Source organism: Kitasatospora sp. NPDC094016 (assembly GCF_040304045.1).
Classification (GTDB): domain Bacteria; phylum Actinomycetota; class Actinomycetes; order Streptomycetales; family Streptomycetaceae; genus Kitasatospora.
Genome location: NZ_JBEOUK010000032.1, coordinates 34,744 through 55,119, shown reverse-complemented (window position 1 = coordinate 55,119; position 20,376 = coordinate 34,744). Strand labels below are relative to the sequence as shown.

Annotated in this window: 13 protein-coding genes; 8 read left to right on the top strand and 5 right to left on the bottom strand. The window is 71.5% G+C overall.

What is annotated here, in order from left to right:
- Positions 1 to 3 precede the first annotated feature (3 nt).
- Entirely contained in the window at positions 4 to 1,263 is a 1,260-nt protein-coding gene (locus tag ABT015_RS26075) for an FAD-dependent monooxygenase (RefSeq protein WP_350883071.1), read from the bottom strand.
- A 182-nt stretch (positions 1,264 to 1,445) separates the two neighbouring features.
- Here ABT015_RS26075 and ABT015_RS26070 point away from each other — a divergent pair, with 182 nt between their 5' ends.
- The 3 genes from ABT015_RS26070 (at position 1,446) to ABT015_RS26060 (ending at position 5,034) form a co-directional block, all read left to right on the top strand.
- Positions 1,446 to 3,500: an oxidoreductase gene (locus ABT015_RS26070; protein WP_350883069.1), complete on the top strand. Its 2,055-nt coding sequence runs from the start codon at positions 1,446 to 1,448 to the stop codon at positions 3,498 to 3,500.
- Between the two features lie 76 nt (positions 3,501 to 3,576).
- Positions 3,577 to 4,191: a PadR family transcriptional regulator gene (locus ABT015_RS26065; RefSeq protein ID WP_350883067.1), complete on the top strand. Its 615-nt coding sequence runs from the start codon at positions 3,577 to 3,579 to the stop codon at positions 4,189 to 4,191.
- A 90-nt stretch (positions 4,192 to 4,281) separates the two neighbouring features.
- The gene (locus tag ABT015_RS26060) at positions 4,282 to 5,034 is read left to right on the top strand and encodes a hypothetical protein (RefSeq protein ID WP_350883065.1); all 753 of its coding nucleotides are present in this window, start codon (positions 4,282 to 4,284) and stop codon (positions 5,032 to 5,034) included.
- A gap of 119 nt (positions 5,035 to 5,153) precedes the next feature.
- On the opposite strand, the gene ABT015_RS26055 is transcribed toward ABT015_RS26060, so the two are convergent.
- Positions 5,154 to 5,516 carry an HGxxPAAW family protein gene (locus ABT015_RS26055; protein ID WP_350883063.1) on the bottom strand — a complete coding sequence of 121 codons (363 nt, stop codon included), beginning with the start codon at positions 5,514 to 5,516 and terminating at the stop codon, positions 5,154 to 5,156.
- A 93-nt stretch (positions 5,517 to 5,609) separates the two neighbouring features.
- Here ABT015_RS26055 and ABT015_RS26050 point away from each other — a divergent pair, with 93 nt between their 5' ends.
- Entirely contained in the window at positions 5,610 to 6,095 is a 486-nt protein-coding gene (locus ABT015_RS26050; protein WP_350883061.1) for a MarR family transcriptional regulator, read from the top strand.
- Positions 6,096 to 6,169: 74 nt separating this feature from the next.
- Here the strand turns inward: ABT015_RS26050 and ABT015_RS26045 are convergent, their stop codons facing one another.
- Positions 6,170 to 7,411 carry an alpha/beta hydrolase family protein gene (locus tag ABT015_RS26045; protein WP_350883059.1) on the bottom strand — a complete coding sequence of 414 codons (1,242 nt, stop codon included), beginning with the start codon at positions 7,409 to 7,411 and terminating at the stop codon, positions 6,170 to 6,172.
- A gap of 455 nt (positions 7,412 to 7,866) precedes the next feature.
- Here ABT015_RS26045 and ABT015_RS26040 point away from each other — a divergent pair, with 455 nt between their 5' ends.
- The 4 genes from ABT015_RS26040 (at position 7,867) to ABT015_RS26025 (ending at position 11,280) form a co-directional block, all read left to right on the top strand.
- Positions 7,867 to 8,538, top strand: a complete 672-nt coding sequence (locus tag ABT015_RS26040) for a DUF4097 family beta strand repeat-containing protein (protein ID WP_350883057.1) — start codon at positions 7,867 to 7,869, stop codon at positions 8,536 to 8,538.
- A gap of 65 nt (positions 8,539 to 8,603) precedes the next feature.
- Entirely contained in the window at positions 8,604 to 9,743 is a 1,140-nt protein-coding gene (locus ABT015_RS26035) for a serine hydrolase domain-containing protein (RefSeq protein WP_350883055.1), read from the top strand.
- Between the two features lie 209 nt (positions 9,744 to 9,952).
- The gene (locus ABT015_RS26030; RefSeq protein ID WP_350883053.1) at positions 9,953 to 10,921 is read left to right on the top strand and encodes a DUF4331 family protein; all 969 of its coding nucleotides are present in this window, start codon (positions 9,953 to 9,955) and stop codon (positions 10,919 to 10,921) included.
- A gap of 116 nt (positions 10,922 to 11,037) precedes the next feature.
- Positions 11,038 to 11,280, top strand: coding sequence for a helix-turn-helix transcriptional regulator (locus ABT015_RS26025; RefSeq protein WP_350883051.1), 243 nt, complete (start codon positions 11,038 to 11,040; stop codon positions 11,278 to 11,280).
- 405 nt (positions 11,281 to 11,685) lie between these two features.
- On the opposite strand, the gene ABT015_RS26020 is transcribed toward ABT015_RS26025, so the two are convergent.
- Both ABT015_RS26020 and ABT015_RS26015 read right to left on the bottom strand, forming a co-directional pair.
- Positions 11,686 to 12,078, bottom strand: coding sequence for a hypothetical protein (locus ABT015_RS26020; protein ID WP_350883049.1), 393 nt, complete (start codon positions 12,076 to 12,078; stop codon positions 11,686 to 11,688).
- 43 nt (positions 12,079 to 12,121) lie between these two features.
- Positions 12,122 to 20,182: a ricin-type beta-trefoil lectin domain protein gene (locus tag ABT015_RS26015; protein WP_350883047.1), complete on the bottom strand. Its 8,061-nt coding sequence runs from the start codon at positions 20,180 to 20,182 to the stop codon at positions 12,122 to 12,124.
- Positions 20,183 to 20,376 lie beyond the last annotated feature (194 nt).

Sequence of the window (20,376 nt, the reverse complement as noted above, 5' to 3'; positions counted from 1 at the left end):
CGCTCACTCGGGACGCCCGAGGGCGTGGCCGCCGAAACCCCCGCTGCCGGTGAGCTGACGGCGCCACCAGGCGTCCATTCCCGGTTCGTCCATGGCCGACCAGTCCGGTGCGGCGGCGACCTGCTCCCGGCCGAGCCGTCGGCCCAGTTCCACGAGCTCCCGCCCGACCACGCCCCGCTCCTGGTCGTACGCGGCCAGCAGGGCCGGCCAGGACCCGCCGTCCGCGGCGGCGGCCCGCCCGGCCTGCTCGAAGGCGTGCGCGTCCTGCAAGGCCTTCACCGCGCCGCTGGTGTTGTGCGGGCGGACGACGGTGGCCGCGTCCCCGCCGAGCAGCAGCCGGCCGGTCGTGCGGCGCGGGGTCTCCAGGTCGTAGACGGGCTGGAGGAAGGTCCGCTCGCGCGGGGTGAGGGTGACCAGGGCGGCCCAGTACGGCGGCAGGTGCCGTTCGGCGAGCCGGCGCAGCTCGTCGAGCTGTTCGTCGGTGAGGGTGCCCGCCGGGATGCTGGTCGGGCCGTCGAGGCGCAGCCAGGCGGGGGTGGGCGCGTAGAAGACCCAGTTCACCTGGGTGGTGCCGGGGGTGAGCCCGGGGATGCGGTAGATCACGACCTGGCCGCCGGGGTAGCAGACGGTGGCGCACTCGTCCTCCGGCCAGGCCGCGGCCCCGCCGGGGAGCTCCGCCAGCAGTGCGGCGTCGTAGCTGCCGCGCCAGCACACGTACCCGGCGTACGCGGGCCGGGCCTGCGGGCAGACCGCCGCGCGGACCACCGAGCGGTAGCCGTCGGCGCCGATCACCAGGTCGTACGGTTCGCGGGTGCCGTCGGGGGCGGCCGTCCAGGCGCCGTCCTGGTCGGTGCCGGCCGCGGTGACGATGTGGCCCTGCCGGAACTCGACCCGGTCGGGGGTGCGTTCGCGCAGGGCCTGCCAGAGGACGGCCCAGTGGTGGGAGTGGAACGGCATCGGCTGCTTCCAGAGCACCCGCCCGCGCCCGTCCGGTCCGTCGCCGCCGCGGTCCTCGGCCGTCTCCCGGGTGACCCAGCGGCGGACGGTGAGGCGGTGGCGGCGGATGCCGTCGTGGAGGTGGCCGGCGCGGACCAGTTCGTCGAAGCGGTCGTCGTTGATGCAGATCCCGACGCCGCGGTCCTCCAGCTGGCCCTCGCTGCGTTCCAGGACGATGATCCGGTCCGCTCCCAGCCGGGCGGCGGCCCCGGCGAAGGCGCTTCCGGCGATGCTGCCGCCGATCACGGCTATCGAGCTGCCCCGCATGGCGGTCCTTTCCGAGCTGCCGACACTGCCGATCTGACAATACGCGGATCATGCGCGGGAGTTCGCGGGAACCGGCAGAGCGCGGGCCCGGCCCGCAACCCCCTTATGCAACTAGTTGCACATCGGGCCGCCGTCCCCTACTCTGCGGTAACACCGACCCCCGCCGCCCCCAGGAGACGTCGATGAGCGCGTCGATGAGCACCACCCCCGGCAGCAGCCGCTACCCGCACCTGCTCAGCCCGCTCGACCTCGGCTTCACCACCCTGCCCAACCGCGTCGTCATGGGCTCCATGCACGTCGGCCTGGAGGAGGCCCCCGACGGCTACCGGCGGATGGCCGAGTTCTACGCCGAACGGGCCCGCGGCGGCGTCGGCCTCATCGTCACCGGCGGCATCGCCCCCAACGAGGCCGGGCGCCCCTGGGAGGGCGGCGCGATGCTCACCACCGGGGCCGAAGCCGACCGCCACCGCGTCGTCACCGAAGCCGTGCACGCCGCCGGCGGGAAGATCGCCCTGCAGATCCTGCACTTCGGCCGCTACGCCTACCACCGCGACCTGGTCGCCCCCAGCGCCCTCCAGGCCCCGATCAGCCCCTTCGTCCCGCACGAGCTCACCGCCGCACAGGTCGAGCAGACCGTCGAGGACTTCGTCCGCTGCGCCGGACTCGCCCGCCGCGCCGGGTACGACGGCGTCGAGATCATGGGCTCCGAGGGCTACCTGATCAACGAGTTCGTCGTCGCCACCACCAACCGGCGCGAGGACGAATGGGGCGGCCCGTACGAGCGCCGGATGCGCTTCCCGGTGGAGATCGTCCGCCGGGTCCGCGAGCGGGTCGGCGAGGACTTCATCATCGTCTACCGCCTCTCCATGCTCGACCTGGTGCCCGGCGGCTCCACCCTCGACGAGGTCGTCCGCCTCGCCCAGGCCGTCGAGGCCGCCGGGGCGACCATCATCAACACCGGCATCGGCTGGCACGAGGCCCGCATCCCCACCATCGCCACCTCCGTGCCGCGCGGCGCCTTCGCCTGGGCGACCAGGAAGGTGATGGGCACCGTCGGCATCCCGCTGGTCACCACCAACCGCATCAACACCCCGGAGATCGCCGAGCAGTTGCTCGCCGACGGCTGCGCGGACCTGGTCTCGCTGGCCCGCCCGCTGCTCGCCGACGCCGACTTCGTCGCCAAGGCGGAGGGCGGTCGCGCCGACGCCGTCAACACCTGCATCGGCTGCAACCAGGCCTGCCTCGACCACACCTTCAGCGGCCTGATCACCTCCTGCCTGGTCAACCCGCGCGCCTGCCACGAGACCGAACTCGTGCTCACGCCCACCAGATCGCGCAAGCGCATCGGCGTCGTCGGAGCCGGCCCGGCCGGGCTCGCCTTCGCCGTCTCCGCCGCCGAACGCGGCCACGACGTCACCCTGTTCGACGCCGCCGCGGCGATCGGCGGGCAGCTGAACACCGCCCGACGCGTGCCCGGCAAGGAGGAGTTCGACGAGACGCTGCGCTACTACCGCACCCGGCTCGCCGAGTTGGCCGTCACCCAGCGCCTCGGCGCCACCGCCACCGTCGACCGGCTCGCCGCCGAGAACTTCGACGAACTCGTCCTCGCCACCGGCGTCACCCCGCGAACCCCCGCCGACCTCCCCGGCGTCGACCACCCCAGCGTCGTCGGCTACCTCGACGTCCTGCGCGACGGCGCCCCCGTCGGCGAGCGGGTCGCCATCCTCGGCGCGGGCGGCATCGGCTTCGACGTGGCCGGCTTCCTCACCGACCCGGGCGACGCGGCCAGCCTCGACCCGGCCGTGTTCCAGGCCAAGTGGGGCATCGACCCGGAGTACCGCGAGCGCGGCGGACTGCGCCGCCCCGAGCGGCCCGCACCGCCGCGCGCCGTCCACCTGCTCCAGCGCAAGACCAGCAAGGTCGGTGCCGGGCTCGGCAAGACCACCGGCTGGATCCACCGCACCGAACTCCGGCACCGCGGCGTCACCATGGTCGCCGGCGCGACGTACGACCTGATCGACGACGCCGGCCTGCACTTCACCGTCGACGGCGAGCGCCAACTGCTGCCCGTGGACACCGTGGTGCTCTGTACCGGCCAGGAGCCGCGCCGCGACCTCTACGAGGCGCTGCGCGAGCGCGGCCTGGAGGCCCACCTGATCGGCGGCGCCGACGTCGCCGCCGAACTCGACGCCAAGCGGGCCATCAAGCAGGGCACCGAACTGGCCGCCGCGATCTGACCCTTCCTTCCGCGCCGGGTCCTGTTCGGCCGGACAGGACCTGGGCGCGCCTTGGGCACACCCTAGGATCGACGGCATGTCGCTGCCGCACGCCATCCTCACCGCCCTGCTGGAGAAACCGTCCTCGGGGCTGGAGCTGACCCGGCGCTTCGACAAGTCGATCGGCTTCTTCTGGCCCGCCACCCACCAGCAGATCTACCGCGAACTGGGCCGGCTGGAGGCCTCCGGACAGATCCGGGCCCTCCAGCCGTCCGGCCCCGTCCGCGGGCAGAAGAAGGAGTACGAGGTCCTGCCCGAGGGCCGCGCCGAACTCGTCCGCTGGACGGCCGAGGGCGCCGCGCCGCGCGCCGTCCGCGAACCGCTGCTGCTACGGCTGCGCGCCGCCGCGGTGGTCGGCACGGACGGCCTGGCGGCCGAGGTGCGGCGGCACCTGGCGCTGCACCGCGCGCAGTTGGACGACTACCGGGAGATCGAGCGGCACGACTTCCCGGCCGAGGCGACGGCCGGGGAGAACCGCCTCCAGCACGCCGTGCTGCGGGCGGGCATCGGGTTGGAGGCCTTCTGGGTGCAGTGGCTCACCGAAACCCTCGAAACCCTCGAAACCCTCGAAACCCTCGAAACCCTCGAAACTCTCGAAGCGCTCGACGTGCCCCCGGCGGACCAGGCGGACGAGCTGGACCAGGGGGTCTGACCTGCGGCGATCCGCGCCCGCGAGCCCCCTGTCGGGCCCGGTGGGACACTGGTGCCTGTCCCTGCCCGCACCCTCGACCGGGGGGCCCGCATGTCCCACCCGAAGCCGCTCCTCGCCCTCGCCGCCGCCGCCCTCGCCGCGGCGGTCGCCGTGGGCCCGGCCCACCTCGCCGCGGCCGCGACGCCAGGCCAGCCCGCCCAGGGCCTGCCCACCTCCGACCAACTCACCGCGGCCCTGCTCACCGTCGACGACGTCGGCCCAGGCTTCACCCAGGTGCCCAGTACGGCCGGCCCCAGCGCGAGCCCCAGCACGATGCCGTCCCCGGCCAACGGCTGCGACGCCCTCAGCGACCTGATCAACATGCACACCGGCGTCCCCGGCCCCGAGACCCCGCACGCCGAAGCCGAACTGGACGGCCCGGGCGGCAACCCCATGGTGACCGAGTCCCTCACCGCCGAGGACGCGGGAAAGCTCACCACCGACCTCGGCGCCGCCACCGCGGCCCTCAAGAGCTGCCACACCATCACCTTCAACGCCGGTGCCAACGACTCGGTGACCTTCACCGTCACCCCGGTCACCCTCGGCGACCGCCAGGACGCGCCCGCCGTCCGCCTCGACGGCACCCTGGCCGGCGTCCAGCTGAACGCCTTCGTCGGCGTCGAGCGCTTCGGCACCGTCGGCATGGCCTTCGGCTTCTTCCAGCGCGGCGGGGACTCCTCCCAGCTGGCCTCGTTCCAGTACCGCGCCGCCGTCGCCAAGGTCCAGCGCGCCCTCGGCAGCACCGCCGGCAGCACCACTCCGCCCACCGCCACGGCCCCCGTCACCCAGGGCACCTCGGTCTGAGCCGGGCAACGCGACGGCCCCCGTCGGGCGGGCAGCCCGACGGGGGCCGCGGCGTGCGGGGGCGCCGGTGCTGGCGAAGCCGTATCGGGCGGGTGCGGAACCGGCGGTGTCGGCGGGTCTCAGGCGCTGATGTGCCGCTGGGCCCGTGCGGGGGCGGGGGCCGGCGCCTGGATCGGGGCCGGGGTGCGGCCTGCGAGGCGGCAGCCGAGGCAGTGGGGGTGGCCCCGGCGGCCGGTCGGGTCGGGGGTGCGCCAGTGCCGGTGGGCGGGCGGGCGCGGGCCGGTGGGTTTGCCCCAGCCGGCGAGGTGGAGCAGCCAGCTGGCGAGCGCGCCGAGGGCGGTGAGGATCCCGCCGGCCCAGAGCCCGGCGGCCGAGCCGAGGACGAGGGCGGCGCCCGCGACGGTGAAGCCGAGGATCGCGATGACGGAGCCGGTCCAGCCGGCGATGGTGTGCCCCATGTCGTGGTCGCCGTGTGCGCTCATTGCTCCTCGTTTGGTGTGATGGGCGGGTCGGGATGGACGGGTCGAACCGTTTATCTCACGAGCTAAGTAACTTAGATGCTAAGGAGATATCGGGTGAAGGGCAAGCCGCGCCCCAGGGCGACGCCCGAGCAGGCGCTCTACGCGATGGACCGGATGATCGCGCTGGCGCAGTTCGGCCAGCAGGACATCGCCGCCCGGCTCGGGCTCAACGTCACGGACCTGACCTGCCTCGGCTTCGTCATCGAGGCCGCGATGGCCGGGGAGCCGCTGGCCGCCGGCGACCTCGCCGAGCGCGCGCAGCTGACCACCGGCGCGGTGACCGGCGTGCTCAACCGGCTGGAGAAGACCGGCTACGCCCGCCGCGAGGCCGACCCGGCCGACCGTCGGCGCGTCCGCGTGGTGATGGCGGAGGACGCGCAGCAGCGCGTCCTCCAGGTCTACGGCCCGTTCTACGAGCGGATCGGCGCGCTGTTCGCCGACTACACGCCGGACGAGATCGCGGTGATCGCCGACTGGTTCACCCGGGCCAAGGGGGTGCTGGGGGAGTCGCTGGACGAGATCCGGGCCGAAACGCCGTAGCGGCCGACCCCGGGGAGGGGTCGGCCGCCACGGTCGCGGAGCAGTGTCGCGAGGCGACGTGTCAGGGCAGTGCCTCAGGGCAGGTACGTCACCTCGGGGAAGGCCGCGGACGGCCCGTCGAGGAGGCGGCCGGCGCGGTGCCGCAGGTGCAGGTCGAAGAAGGCCACCGGGTACGCCTGCTGGATCTTCACCGCGCGGGCCGGGTCGAGGGTGCCGATCATGCCCCGGACCTGTTCGTCGGTCAGGCCGAGGAGCTCGGCGGCCTGCGGGATCAGCACCTGGTTGTCGCCGTACGAGACGTGCACGGCGCCCTGGGCCTGGACGTCGAGCCGCCAGCCGCGCAGGTGCGTCCAGAACTCGGCGACGTCCGGCTGGCCGGCCCGGGTGAACGCGGCGGTCATCATCATGAACGGCCGGTCCAGGTCGGTGGTGATGGTCGGCTGCATCGGGCCGTCCAGGCTCAGTCCGGCGCGGACGCGCCGGTCGGTGAGCATGGTGTAGACGGTGGCCGTACCGCCCTTCGACCAGCCGAACATGCCGATCCGGTCCGGGTCGAGGGCGAACGGCAACCCGGCGGGCAACGGCCTGCCGTCGGCGTCGGGGTTGCGCCCGGCGGCGAGGGCCTCCACCTGGTCGAGGAGAAAGCGGATGTCCGCGGCGAAGTCCTTCGGCCCCATCGGGACGCTCCGGTCCGGGGTGAGGACCAGTCCGTCGGGGAACTCGGTGATCGCGTCGCGGGTGTGGTCGACGGTGACCACCACGTAGCCGTGGCTGGCGAGTTCCTGGACCATCACGGTGTGGTCGGCGCGGTGGCTGTGCGCGCCGTGCGAGTAGACGACGACGGGCAGGCGGCGGCCCGCGCGGTGGACCGGGGCGCCCACGCGGCCGGAGGTGAGCGGAGCGAGCGCGGGGTCGATGGCGAAGCCCGTGTCCGCGAGGAACGCCCGCAGTGCGCCGTCGGTCATCCAGGGCGCGAGCGGGTACGCCCCGGCCTCGCGGGCGGGGTACCAGACGCTCGCCATCAGCTCGCGGAACCGGCCCGGGCCGGCCAGCGGGTCCGGGCGGGAGGCGTCGAGCAGGTGCAGCGGGACGGTGCCCACGGGGTGCGGCCCGGTGGGCTCGGGCAGGGTGAGCCGCGCCGGGCCGCCGGGCGTGGTGGCGGCGGGCGTGCCGGGGGCGGCGGCCCCGCCGGCCGCCCACGCGGGGCGGGCGAGGGCGAGCGGCGCGGCGGCCCCGGTGGCTCCGGCGGCCAGTGCGGCCCCCAGCAGGCGGCGGCGCGTCATGGCGTGTCGGCTCGTGAACGGCGTGGTGGTCATGGGCCCTCCCTGGGTGTGCTGGACGGAACCGGGCCGAGGCGCGCGGTCCTCGCGGGTGCGGTCGTCGTTCGACACCGGGCTGTCGGGTAAGCGCCCCTGACGGGCCGTCCGGACCGTCCGGTGGATCTCCGTGCACCTGAACGGAAGGCTGTCATCGCGGCGCACCCGGCCACATCCGACCACCGGATGACGGTGCGGCCGCGCGCATTGGCCTGGGGGTTTACATCCGTGGGCTGATGCGGCGGCGCGCCGGGGCGGGCCGGCGCATAGCGTTCACGCTCAATCCAGTGCAACGGGCGGCCCGGCTGACGTTGCGTTAAATCTGCAACTGTTGCAACGATAATAGGGTATTGACCTGCAGTGATGTCGATTGCGTACGACATTGCTGTTGCCATGTGGCGTGAAGGCAACGTAGCGTTTCCGTTGTCAGAAACAACGAGCCGCAGGAGAGCATCATGCAGAAGTTCGCCACCCCCGCCCCGGTCTCGGCCGTCCTCGACATCCCCGCCGGGCACATCCGGTTCATCGCCGCCGACCGGGCCGACACCACGGTCGAGGTCCTGCCCGCCGACGCCTCGAAGAGCCGCGACGTGAAGGCGGCGGAGCGGACCACGGTCGAATACGCCGACGGCGTCCTGCGGATCGAGGCGGCGGCGGCCGAGAACCGGATCCTCGGCCAGTCCGGCACCGTCGAGGTGACCGTCCAACTGCCCGCCGGCTCCCGCATCCAGGCGAAGACGGCCAGCGCCGAACTCCGGGGCGTCGGACGCCTCGGCGACGTCACCTTCGAAGGCGCGCAGGCCTCGGTCAAGCTCGACGAGACCGCCGGAGCCCACCTCGCCGTCCTCGCCGGCGACATCTCCGTCGGCCGCCTCAACGGCCCCGCCGAGATCACCACCGCCAAGGGCGACATCCACATCGCCGAAGCCGTCCACGGCACGGTCACGCTGCGCACCGAGGCCGGCGACGTGTCCGTCGGCGCCGCCCGCGGAGTCTCCGCCTCCCTGGATGCCGGCACCACCTACGGCCGGATCCACAACGCGCTCAAGAACACCGACGGCGCCGCCGCCGGCCTGAACATCCACGCGACCACCGCCTACGGCGACATCACCGCCCGCAGCCTCTGACGCGGCACCGCTCACCCACCCCCGAACTGCGCCGCGCCCATCCCACCGTGAGACGAGGAACGACCATGACCAGCACCCTCCACACCGTCGGGAACGACACCGCCCAGGACCGCCCGGAACTGCAGCAGGCCACCCAGGAGTTCGTCGACGCCGGCTTCGCCGGGATACAGCTGCGCGTGCACGACGAGCGCGGGGAATGGGTCGGCAGCGCCGGGGTGCGCAAGCTGGGCGAGGCCGCGAAGCCGCCGGTGGACGGGACGTTCTGGGTGGGCAGCACCACCAAGACCTTCGTCGCCACGCTGGTGCTGCAGCTGGTGGCCGACGGCGTGATCGGGCTGGACACCCCGGTGGCCGACCACCTGCCGCAGTTCGGGCTGGACCGGCGGATCACCGTACGGATGCTGCTCCAGCACACCAGCGGATTGGCCAGCTACACCGGCGACCTCGAACCCGACGGAACGTTCGTACCGGGGATCCCCGCGATGGGGAAGGAATGGGTGGACAACCGGTTCCACAGCTACCGGCCCGAAGAACTCGCGCAGTTCGCCCTCTCCAAGCCGGCACGGTTCGAGCCGGGCACCGACCAGAGCTACTCCAACACCAACTACACGCTGGCCGTGCTCCTGATCGAGCAGGCCGGCGGCCGCCCGTACGCCGAGGAGATGCGGCGGCGGATCCTGCGGCCGCTCGGACTGCGGGACACCGCGGTGCCGGGCGACTCGCCGGAGCTCCCCGGGCCGCACGCCCACGGCTACTACCGCTACCAGGACGGCGACCAGTGGAAGGTGGTCGACGTCGCCCGCCAGAACCTCTCCCTCCTGGTCGGCGCCGGCGACCTGATCTCGACCACCCGGGATCTCCGCACCTTCTTCGCGGCCCTGCTCGGCGGCAAGCTCCTGCCCGCCCCCCTGCTGGACGAGATGCGCACGCCGTACGGGGCGCTCGGCTACGGCCTGGGCCTGTTCGTCCAGGACCTCGGCCCGGACGGCGGCACCATCGTCCACCACAACGGCGGTGCCCCCGGCGGCTACGGGGCACTGATGATCGGCACCCCCGACGGCAGCAAGACCCTGACCGCCGGACTGACCACCGGCGACTCCGCATCCGACCCGGCACAGGAGTTCCCGAAGGCGCTGGACCGGCTCATCAAGGCGGTGTTCGGTAGCGGCGGCGGCGGCGGCGGCGGCGTGCGGGCCGGGGGCTGACGGCGGGCGTTCGTGGCGTTCGTGGCGTTCGCTGCGACTGTCGAGGTCTGATTCGGTCTCCGCCACCGGCTCGCCGCTTCCGCGCGACGAGCCGGTGGAGGTCCGCCGGGAGATGGTCCGCCGGGAGATGGCGGCCAATCGGCGGACGGGTGGGCGGAGCGCGGGTGTCGTCGGGCCGGTGCCGGGTGGGGGCTGCTACCAACGGTCCCATGTCCCATCACCTCAGCGGCCCCAACCTCCGCTCGCCCCGAGGCGACTCGCGGCTCGACCTGACCGACGTGTTCGCCTTCCCGGCCGCCGACGCGCCCGGCCGGACCGTCCTGATCATGAACGCGAACCCCTACGCCCCCACCCAGGCAGCCGAGTTCCACCCCGACGCCGTCTACCGCATCAACATCGACAACGACGGCGACCACCGTGCCGACGTCGCCTACTCCTTCACCTTCTCCGCCCCCACCCACACCGGCGCCCAGACCGTCACCGTCCACCGCGCGACCGGCGCCGCCGCGCAGAAGCACGAGCCCACCGGGGACGTCCTGTTCTCCGAAGCCCCGGTCGCCTTCGGGGACACGCCCGACGTCATCGAGGCGAACGGCCGCAAGCTCTCCGTCGGCCTGCGCAGCGATCCCTTCTTCGCGGACCTCGAAGGGATCGTCGACAACTTCACCTGGACCGGCAAGGACGCCATGGCCGACGCCAACGTCTTCGGCATCGCCCTCGAAGTCCCCGACAGTGACCTCGGCCCCGACCCGACGATCGGCGTCTGGGCCCGGGTCAGCCTCCGCCAGGACGGGCAGCTCGTCTCCGTCGACCGTGGCGCGCACCCCTCCCTCACCGCCTACTTCAACAAGGAGGAGGTGAAGGACGCGTACAACGCGGGCGAGCCGGCCGACGACTGGGACACCTACCGCGAGGCCTGGACGGCCGTCCTCCAGCACACCGGGGACTACACCACCGCGGCCGCCACCGAGACCCTCAAGCTCGTCCTCCCGGACATCCTCCGCTACGACCGCTCCCGCCCCGCCGCCTACCCCAACGGGCGCACCCTCGTCGACGACGTGACCTCGGCCCGCCTCACCATGGTCTCCGGCGGCAAGATCACCAGCGACCACATCCTCCCGCACACCGACGTCCTCCCCGTCTTCCCCCACCTCGGGCACCCGCACCCCGTCACGTAGCGAGTCAAGCGGCCGGACGACAAAGCGGCGGTCAAGAATCCTTGACCGCCGCTTCGCACTTCCTGCTCTGATCATGTGCCAGGCTGTGCGCCCCCACCCGCGTATGAGGAGGTCCGGTGAACCACGCGCGCCCACTGATCGAGGACTTCCCCGCCCACCCCGACGGCGACCCGGCCGGCGCCCTCGCCCGCGCCGTCCGCGAGCGCCGCACCGCCCTCGGCCTCTCCGTCGCGGACCTCGCCAAGCGCGCCGACCTCACCGACGCCCAGATCCGCGCCATCGAGGCGGGCCACGCCGCCCCCACCCTCCCCCTCCTCACCGCCCTCTCCCGGGCGCTGGAGGTTGCGCCGAAGCTGTGAGCGCTGAGGCCCGCGCCCTCTCCAACTCGGCCACGAGGCCTTCGACCCGTCGGTTCGCCTCCGTCCCCCACCCGTAGCCGGCCAGCAGCGGCAGTTGGTCCGACTTGCCGTCGGCCAGGACCAGAGCCGGAACCCCGGCGAGGACGATCGGGATGAGGTCGTCGACCCTGGTTCCGTACGCCGCCGACGAGGCCGCGATCAGTGCGCACACGAGCCCGATCAGGAAGTACGCGAGAGCCCAGGGACTGCGCCTCTTCTGCATGATTTCCCCCAGTTGTGGTGTGAGTCGGGGCGCCATCCGAACTTCGGATGGCGCCCCGACGGGTGGTGTAGCGGATTAGGTGCGGAGTGGCCCGCCGAAAAAGGACGGTGGGCCACTCGAACGCTAGCTAGACATCTTCTTTTCTACTTGCCGATGATCTGCTCCCAAAGCGGCGTCTCGTGAGACAGCGGCCGGAACGCCCGCCACTGCTCTCCATCGATATCGAACTCCAAGACCCGTTCCCGGAATATCCATTTCCCGGTGGTCCTGACGCTGGCATCCCCCAGTGCAATCGACAGCACTGCGGAGACTGCCGACTCGGCCGGCATTTCCTCGAACGAGAAGCCGTCGCAGAAGAATCCATAACGGGACCAGTCCCCTACGGGGCGTAGGTCGATGTCCAAGGCGCCGCCAAGGTGCACGGTGACCATCGGATCATCCTGATCGATGTTGACCGAGATCGGCAGGAAGTCGGGAATCACTTCCCGGGACGATCCGGCGGCCGAGATCCTCTCGGCCATCTCCTCGATTTCCAATGCGACCCCTCGTCGATATGCCTGACTCTGTCGTTCCTTGCGGTTACCAGTGATGCTTGAACGCGTGCTTCCCGATGCGGGGGCCCCAGAGGGCGTCGATCTTCCGCAGCTTGGGGATGGGCGTCTTGATCCTGAAGACGGCTCGATAGATCTTGTCGCCATCACGCTTGTGAACCGACCAACCGGCGGCCCACCTGGTGTCCTTGTTCCCACTATTGTACCGACCGGCCTTGCCAGGTTCTCTGAGGCCGAGCTTCTGCTCACCCTTCTTGAAGGCAGTCATGCTCGCGTTGCCGAATCTCTCCGACCTTCCTCCGAAGGTCTTGCTGAGAAACAGCTTCTCGGTGTATTTGACCTTCGCCTTGGTGGCCGACCAGGCAACGGCCTTGGCCACCTTGCGCGTTGCGGAAACGGCCTTGACGGCTGCGAATGCAGCCCCCGCTGCGGCGCCTGCGCCGACGACCTGCGCCACTGCCACGACCGCCATCTCGGCAGCCTTGGCCGTGTTCCCGGTGGCCGCGTAGGAGACCGAGGAGACCACGGCCGCTATGGTGCCGATCGGGCCGGGGATGTAGGCGGCCACTTCGGCGACCTTGGCGACAACCTCGACCGTCTTCTTCAGGAAGCTCTTGATGCCCCAGTTGCCGTCGAGGTCGGTGCAGTTGATCGGGTCGCCGGTGCAGTAGTCGTACGGGCTGGCGTTGCCGCCGGGCACCGGGTCGATCTGCAGGAAGCGGCCGAGGGCCGGGCTGTAGAGGCGGGCACCCATGAGGATGTCGCCGTCCTGGGCCTCGGCGGAGCGCTGCTTGCCGCCGAGCCAGCCGTAGCGGGCGTTGGCCTGACCGTCCTGCGGGATCCCGAACTCGTCGAAGTCGAGCACCACCGGCTTGGTGAGCGCGGTGTCGGTGGTGACGACCACCGAGCCGAACAGGTTGGTCAGCTGGAGCTGGACGTCACCGGTCTTGCTGGTGGTGGCGACCAGGTCGGTGTCCGGGCCCGAGACGTTGCGGGTCAGGGTGCCCTGGGCGGTGTCCTCGACGGTCCAGCGGACCTCGTCCGAGTCGTCGCTGTAGTGGTTCAGCTTCGACGTGGCGTTGGCCCAGGTGCCGTCGGCCTGCTTCTTGCTGGTGGTGAACGCGGTCAGGCGGTGGGCGGCGTCGACGGCCCACTCCTGCTTGGTGTCCCCCTTCTCCTGGGCGGCGACGCGGTCGTTGGCCCAGTAGGTGTTGGTCGCGCCGGTGGCCGTCTTCACGGTGCGCCCGAAGGCGTCGTAGACGAAGCCGGCGTCGGTGAGCCGGTCGGCGCTGTCGTAGGTGTGGTTCTCCGTCGTGGCCCCGGCCGTGCTGCACTCGCCGGCTGCCCCGCGCGGGGAGGTCTGCTTGGACAGGCGGTTGGAGTGGGCGTCGAAGGCGTACTGGCGGGTGACGCAGCCGGTGGCGACCGTGGTCTGCTCGGCCTTCACCAGCCGGCCGAGCCGGTCGTACCGGTAGGAGCGGGTGGCGGTGGAGCTGGTGTCCTTGGCCACCTGGCCCTGGGTGGAGATGTCCGTGCTCTGGGCCCAGACCACGGTGTTGTCGGAACTACGGCTGTAAGTACGGCCGGTGGCCACACCCATGGCGTTGAAGGTGTCCTTGCGGACGATGCCGCCGGGGTAGGTCTGCTCGACGAGCTGACCGCTCGTGCCGTACTTGGCGGTGAACTCGCCCGCCACGCTGTCCGTGACGGAGGTGAGGAATCCGCGCGGCTCCTTCGCGCGGTCGTAGGTGTAGCTGGTGGACCCGGTCGGGTCGCTCAGCTTCACCGGCTTGCCGAACTTGTCGAACTCCGAGGTGGTGGTGGCGCCGTCGGCGTCCGTGTAGGAGATCAGCCGGCCCAGCTGGTCCATGACCCTAGTCAGGGACTTGCCGCCGGAGGTGGTCTTCACCGCGTCGCCGGTGGCCGGGTCGTACTCGACGGTGACCTTCGGCAGCGGCTTGCCCTCATCCGAGGTGATCTCGGTCGAGACGACGCGATCCAGCCCGTCGTGGACGGTGACGGTCTTTCGGCTCTTGCCCGCGTTGGTCTCGGTGGTCTCCTCGGGCTCGTTGAACGCCGAGTAGCGGGTGACCCGCTTGACCGGCAGGGTGGTCGGCATCCGCGTGTCGTCGGATCCGGTGATCGCGCCGCCCGGCATCGTGACGCAGGGCAGGCCCGCCCACTCGGGACGGTTGGCGCACGCGGCGTCGTCCGGGTTGGCTCCGGCGGTGTAGAACACCGACTTCACCGTTCCGGCGTCGGCACCGTTCGAGCCCGGCTTGCGGGACTCCAGCGCGCGTCCGGAGGCGTTGTACTTCACCGTCGAGGTGGGCTTGGTGCCGAGGGCGTCGGTGGTGACTGCGGTGGGCAGCTTGAGCGTCCAGCCGGAGGTACCGCCGATCGGCGTGTCGTAGCCGGTCTTGGTGACGCGCAGTTCGACGTCGTCGGCGTAACCGTCGATGCGGGCGCCGTCGGTGGCGGTGGTGACCAGGTGGTAGGCCTGGCCGTCGGGCTTCCCTTCGTCGTAGGTGTTGGTGTTGTGGTCGCGGGCGACGACCGAAGTCCCGGCGGCCAGGGTCGGGTTGACGGTCGCCTTGGTGAGGGTGACGGTGTCGATGCCGGTGTGGAACCGCTCGCCGCCGCTGGCCGCGTTGGTGTCGACAACGGTGAGCTTCAGCTCGTGGTCGCCGCGCGTCAGCTTCGCGGGTGCGCCGGTGGTGTACGGGGCCACCGCAGCGTTCGCGCTGTAGGTGTCGATCCGCTGGCCGACGTCCTTGCCGTCGATCGCCCACTGGATGACGCCGTGGTCGCTGTTCTTGGTCAGCTGGCCGGAGAGGACGTACTCGCCCTCCTCGGGAACGGTGACGCGCATCGCGTCGAACGCGCCCGCCGTCGTGCCGCGAATGCTCAGGTGAGCGCCGCCGGACCAGGTGACGCCGCAGCAGTCGTTGTCGATCTGGACCTTGGTGTTGGTCCCGAGCTGCGGCAGCTTCTCGGCCTCGGCCGTGACGACGACCGGGTTGGTCTGGCCGTTGACCTGCTCGGCGAGCGACGCGCGGTAAACCGGACCGAGCGTCTCCGCCACGTCCAGGCCGTCGGCCGTGAAGACGGTGCGGGAGTCCAGCAGGCGTGCCCGGGTCGCGGAGTCGGCCGTGGTGAGGTTCAGTTCGGCTGCGATCTTGTCCGCGTCCGGGTGCGTGCCGAGCGCGATGGAGCGGTTGGTGGCCTCCAGGGCGCGGACGACGTGGCCGTAGCGGTCGTACTCCTTGGTGTCGATGTCACCGCCCGGGGTGACCGACGGGGTCGCGGTGTTGACCTCGCTGCCGGACGCGTTGAGGTAGTGGACACCGGCGGGCTTGTAGCCGTCCGGGCCGGGCTTCGCCGCCGAGGCGGTGTTGGTGCCGGGGTCGTCCTCGGGGCCGAACACGGCGGTGGCGTCGGTCGGCGCATCGGTCTGCGCCCACTTGGCCACGTCCGCACCGGAGAGGTCGTACGGGCCGCCCGCGCCGCGGGTCAGCGGCACCTCGTAGACGACCGACGTCGCGATCTCGCCGTTGACCTGGTCCTTGCTGCCCGGCGAGAGCGTGCCGCGGCGGACCTTGAGGAGACGGCCCGGGTCCTGATCGGCTGCGGCCTTGCCGTAGTCGAAGTTCCACGGCAACTCACCGGCAGCGCCGATCCGGGTGACCCGGCCGGCGTCGTCGTAGCTGTACGAGGTCTTCAGCGGGGTGGCCAGACGCGGGTCCCACACCTGAGCCAGGCGGCCGCGGTCGTCGTACACGTAGTGCACGACCTCGACGGCCTCCTGCTTGGAGGTGGCGGGGTTCCACGACCAGACCTTCACGCCTCGCACCCGGTCCAGGTAGTCACCCGGCGTCGAGGAGGTGGCGGTGGTGGCCTTCGCGTAGTCGTACTCCATCACCTCGCAGCCGCGCGGCAGCGGGTCGACGGTGCAGCCGTTGACGTCGTCGACGCCTGGCTCGACGGTCGGGATGACGCGCTTGACCAGCGAGCGGCCGTCAGTGGTGTCGTACTGGTAGCGGGTGGTCGACGCGGCTTCCGCCCCCGTCTCGCTGACCACCTGGTAGATGTTCGAACCGGCCTGGCGGGCGAAGACGGTCTTCGAGCCGTCCAGCTCGCTCAGCTCGTAGGTGGTGCCGGAGGTCTGGACGTCCCAGACCTGGTTGGGGCCGGTCCAGCAGACCCAGATCGAGGCGCCCTTGTCGGCGTCGAGACACTGGCCCGAGTGACGGTTCATGACCGTGCCGTCGGTACGGACCTCCCACTGCTGGTTGTCACCGCCGTTGCAGCCCCACAGCGTGAGCGGGGTGGCGTTGCCGGTCTGGCCCCAGGGGTTGTCCAGGCAGTAGCCGAGCAGGCGCAGGGTCAGGTCGTCGCCGCGGGTCCACTGCTGGTTCGACGCGCCGGTGCAGGCGGCCGGCTGGAGCCTGGCGCCGTTGCCGGCCGAGCCGTTCGGCACCTCCAGGCACTGCCCGGACGAGGACAGCAGCATCGAACCCGACTTCGCGGGTACGGCCTTGAGGGTCATCGACTCGGCGCCGGGCTCGGGGAAGAAGGTCCCGTCGGTGCCCTTGGCGAAGGTCAGCGAGCTGTCGTCGTTGCCCTTGATCTCGACCAGGTCGGACTGCGGGAACGACAGCGCCCGGTAGTCCGAGCCGGTGCCCGCGTTCGGGCCGCCGGACCACTGCGGGCCGAACGGGGCGACGATCTCCTTCAGCGACAGGTCGTCGAAGAAGACCTCCTTGCCGCTGCCGGCCGTGTTGCCGTTGTAGAGGCGGAACCAGGCCTCGGTGGCGTCCTTGGGCACCGTCAGGTCCAGCGTCAGCTGCTGCCAGCCGTCGGTGAACGACGCCTTCGGAGAGGCGGTCTCGCCGTAGCCGGCTGGGGTGCGGTAGACGCCGACCATCCGCAGACCGCGATTGGCCAGCGGGTTGTCCAGGCCGGTCGCGCCGGGGACGTAGATCCAGCCGGTGAGGCGGTAGGTCTTGCCGGGCTGCATGCCCTGGCCGAGCGTGTACTCGGGGCCGAGCGCGGCGAAGGAGTCCCAGCCGGAGCCGGCCGGGACGACCAGGAGCGAGTCGGGCGAGTTGTCGTGGCCGCGGGCCGTGGAGCGGGACAGCGTCGCCTGCCCGGCGGTGAAGCCGGTCAGGTCGGTGCCCACCTGGCGCTGGTTGAGCGTCAGACGCTCGCCCTGGGGCTGCCAGCCGCGGCCGGTGTCCCGAGAGGAGGTGGTGCGGGCCACCGACATGGCGAACTCGTTGGCGTCGGTGACGTCGGTCGAGTAGTCACCGGTGAGCAGGTTGACCGAGCCGGGACCGATGCCGGTGCCGGCCGCGCCGTCGGCGTTGCGGTCGACCGTGATGGTGTTCCAGACGGTGGCGTAGCCGTTGCCGGAGCCGTCCTCGGGGAAGAGGAGGGCGCGGACCTGGACGACGCCGCCGACCTGGCCGAGCGTATCGAGGACGCTCCAGTTGGCGTGCGGGCCGAGGTCCGCGAGCCGCGGCTTGTCCTCGGTGACCGCGGTGTTGTCCGCCTTGGTCAGGTTGGTGCGCGGGACGTTGTACTCCGCGGCGCCGGGGCCACGGCGGTACTGGTAGACGACGCGCTGGAACTGCGCCTGCGCGTCGACCGCGAGCTTGACGCGCTTCGCGGACTGGGTGCCGTTGACGGGCGAGCTCATGCCGGCCTGGCCGACCTGGAAGGTGTACGTCGCGGGCGGGGACAGGTTGCCCGCGCGGTCCTTGGACTGCACGCTGAGCACGCGCCGGCCCTCGGTGGTCGGCGTGATCGACGTGGTCAGCGCGCCGGTCGCGGCGACCGTCACCGGGGTGCCGCCGTCCAGGGTGTAGACGTAGGCGGCGGTGTCGTCGGTGCCGGGGGCGGGGGAGAAGGTGAACGACCCGGCCTGGTTGGCGGTGCCGTGCCACAGTCCGTCCGCCGGGTAGTCGGAGGAGCTGACGAACGGGGTGCCAGGTTTGACGGTGTCGGCGATGACGTTGGTGCCGACCCAGCCGGAACGGGACTTGCCGTCGTCGAGCATGGCCCAGATCGAGTACTGCACGCCCTCGTCGAGCTTGGCGATGCCGTAGTCGGAGGGGCGGACGGTCGCGATCGCGCCGTTCGGGGTGTCCCGGACGATGCTGCCGAGGAACGTGCCGCCGCGCCACAGGTCCAGGTAGACCTTCAGCGGGTCGCCGTCGGGGTCGGCCGCCTGCACCTGGAAGCGCGGGTTCGCGTCCGAGGTGTAGCGCGGGTTGCCCTGCTGCGAGGGCAGCACCTCCACCGTCGCCGGGGTGGCCGGGACGGTGTTGTAGGTGATCGAGAGGTACGGAGGCCAGTAGCCCTCGGCGGAGCTGAACTTCTTCCAGGACAGGTTGCTCGACTCGTCGGCCGCCTTGAGGGCGAACCCGTAGTCGTTGTAGCCGAACCCGGCGAAGTACCGGATCATCTCGGTGACGTCGGCCTTGGCCCAGAACGTGCCGTCGGGGGCATAGCAGTCGTGGTTGTCACCGTCGTTCGCCACGTCGTACGTGTCGTTCGAGGTGGCCCACTTCTTCTCCATCGCGGGCTGGTTGCCCCAGCGGGTCCACCAGGCCGCGCCGGGCGCGTTCCAGACCTCCCACTGCTTCGGGACGCAGGACGAGGAGTGGTAGTTGGCGAGGTTGAGCGTGGCGCCCAGGATCTGCTTGCCGTTGAACGACCCGCCCGGGACGGTGAGGAACGACCGGGCCACGACCTTGCCGTCGTAGCTGCCCAGCTTGAGGTCCGTCGACGCGGAGGCGTCGATGTTCTCGTTGGTCTGGACGTAGGTGTCGAACGTGGTGTCGACGTCCACCACCGGGTCGATGGTGACCGGGAACTGGGTCTTCGAGTCGGCGAGGAAGGCGGCGTCCGGGGTGAACACCAGCTCGGTGTCCGCGCCCTGTCCGCGCACCTCCATCGTCACCGGGCCGCGGTTCAGGTGCTCCTGCGAGGCCGGGTCGATCGCGGCGTCCCACATGACGGGGGCCGGGATCTTGACCGCGCTCTTGCCGGTCGCCTTGTCGAGCAGCTGGATCGAACCGTCCTGCTGCGGCGAGACGGTGAGCCCGGTGGTGTCCAGCGGGATCGTCATCGTGCCGGTCTGGGCGACGGCGGAGCGGTCCTTGACGATCAGGAACTGCTCGAAACCGGTCCGGGTGGCTTCGAGGACCAGGTCGACGCCGGGGCGGGCGTTGACGTAGGTCGCCTTGTTGCCCTCCAGCTTGGGCTTGGGCAGCTTGCCCAGCCAGCCGAACTTGACCTGCTGCTCACCGGAGCCGATCTTGACCAGCTCGCGCTCGGCGGGGAGCGGGGCCGGGGCGGACTGCGGGTCGGCGGCCTGGGCGGCGGCGCGGGCGCCGCTGCGGGAGGCCCGGCTTGCGTCGGCCGAAGCCGAAGCCGAAGCCGAAGCCGAAGCCGAAGCCGAAGCGGAAGCCGAAGCCGAAGCCGAAGCCGAAGCGGAAGCGGAAGCAGAGGCGGAAGCAGAGGCAGAGGCAGAGGCCGAGGCCGACGGAGACGACGACGGAGACGCGGAAGCGGGGGCCGTCGGTATCGCACTGGGCGACGTCGCCGGTGCCGTGGCCGGCGCAGTGGTGGCCGCTGCGCTCGGAGTCGTGGCCGGAGCCGTGCTCGGCAGGCTGTCGCCGACCGTCACCCCGGCGTCGCCGCCCTCGAAGACGACCCCGCCCGGGTGTGCCTTCGGCGCGACCTTGCCGTCCGGGGTCTGCACCAGCGTGGTGTCGACGGGCACCCAGGCGTCGCCGACCTTCATCCGGATCGGCCCGGTGGAGCGGTCGGAGGTCAGCGTGCCGTCCGGGTTCGCCCACAGGGTGGTGAACTCCGTGCGGGCGTTGGTGACCTCGATCCGCCGCTTCTGCAGCCGGGCCGAGAGCAGCGCCGAAGCCTCGTCAGGTGCCTCGGTGGCCGGAGTGGCGGGCGGAGTGGCGGGTGTGGGTGCGGCGGAGGCCGGGGCGGCTGTCACCGCGTCCACCACCACACCGGCCTGCACCAGCAGGCCGAGCGTCAGGAGCGCTGATACGGGGCGCATCCGACGCGTAGAGAAGGCCCCGCCCGCGAATGCGGACGAGGCCCGGGACCGTCGTGTCATTAAAGACTCTCTCAAGGAATGTGCATTATTCAGAATGGCTTGTTTAAAGCCGAAGGACAATCTCTCACTCCCAGCTGACTCCCAGTGACCAATCAGGATGACGATTCCGTAACAGATCATTTGTGTAGGGGCGT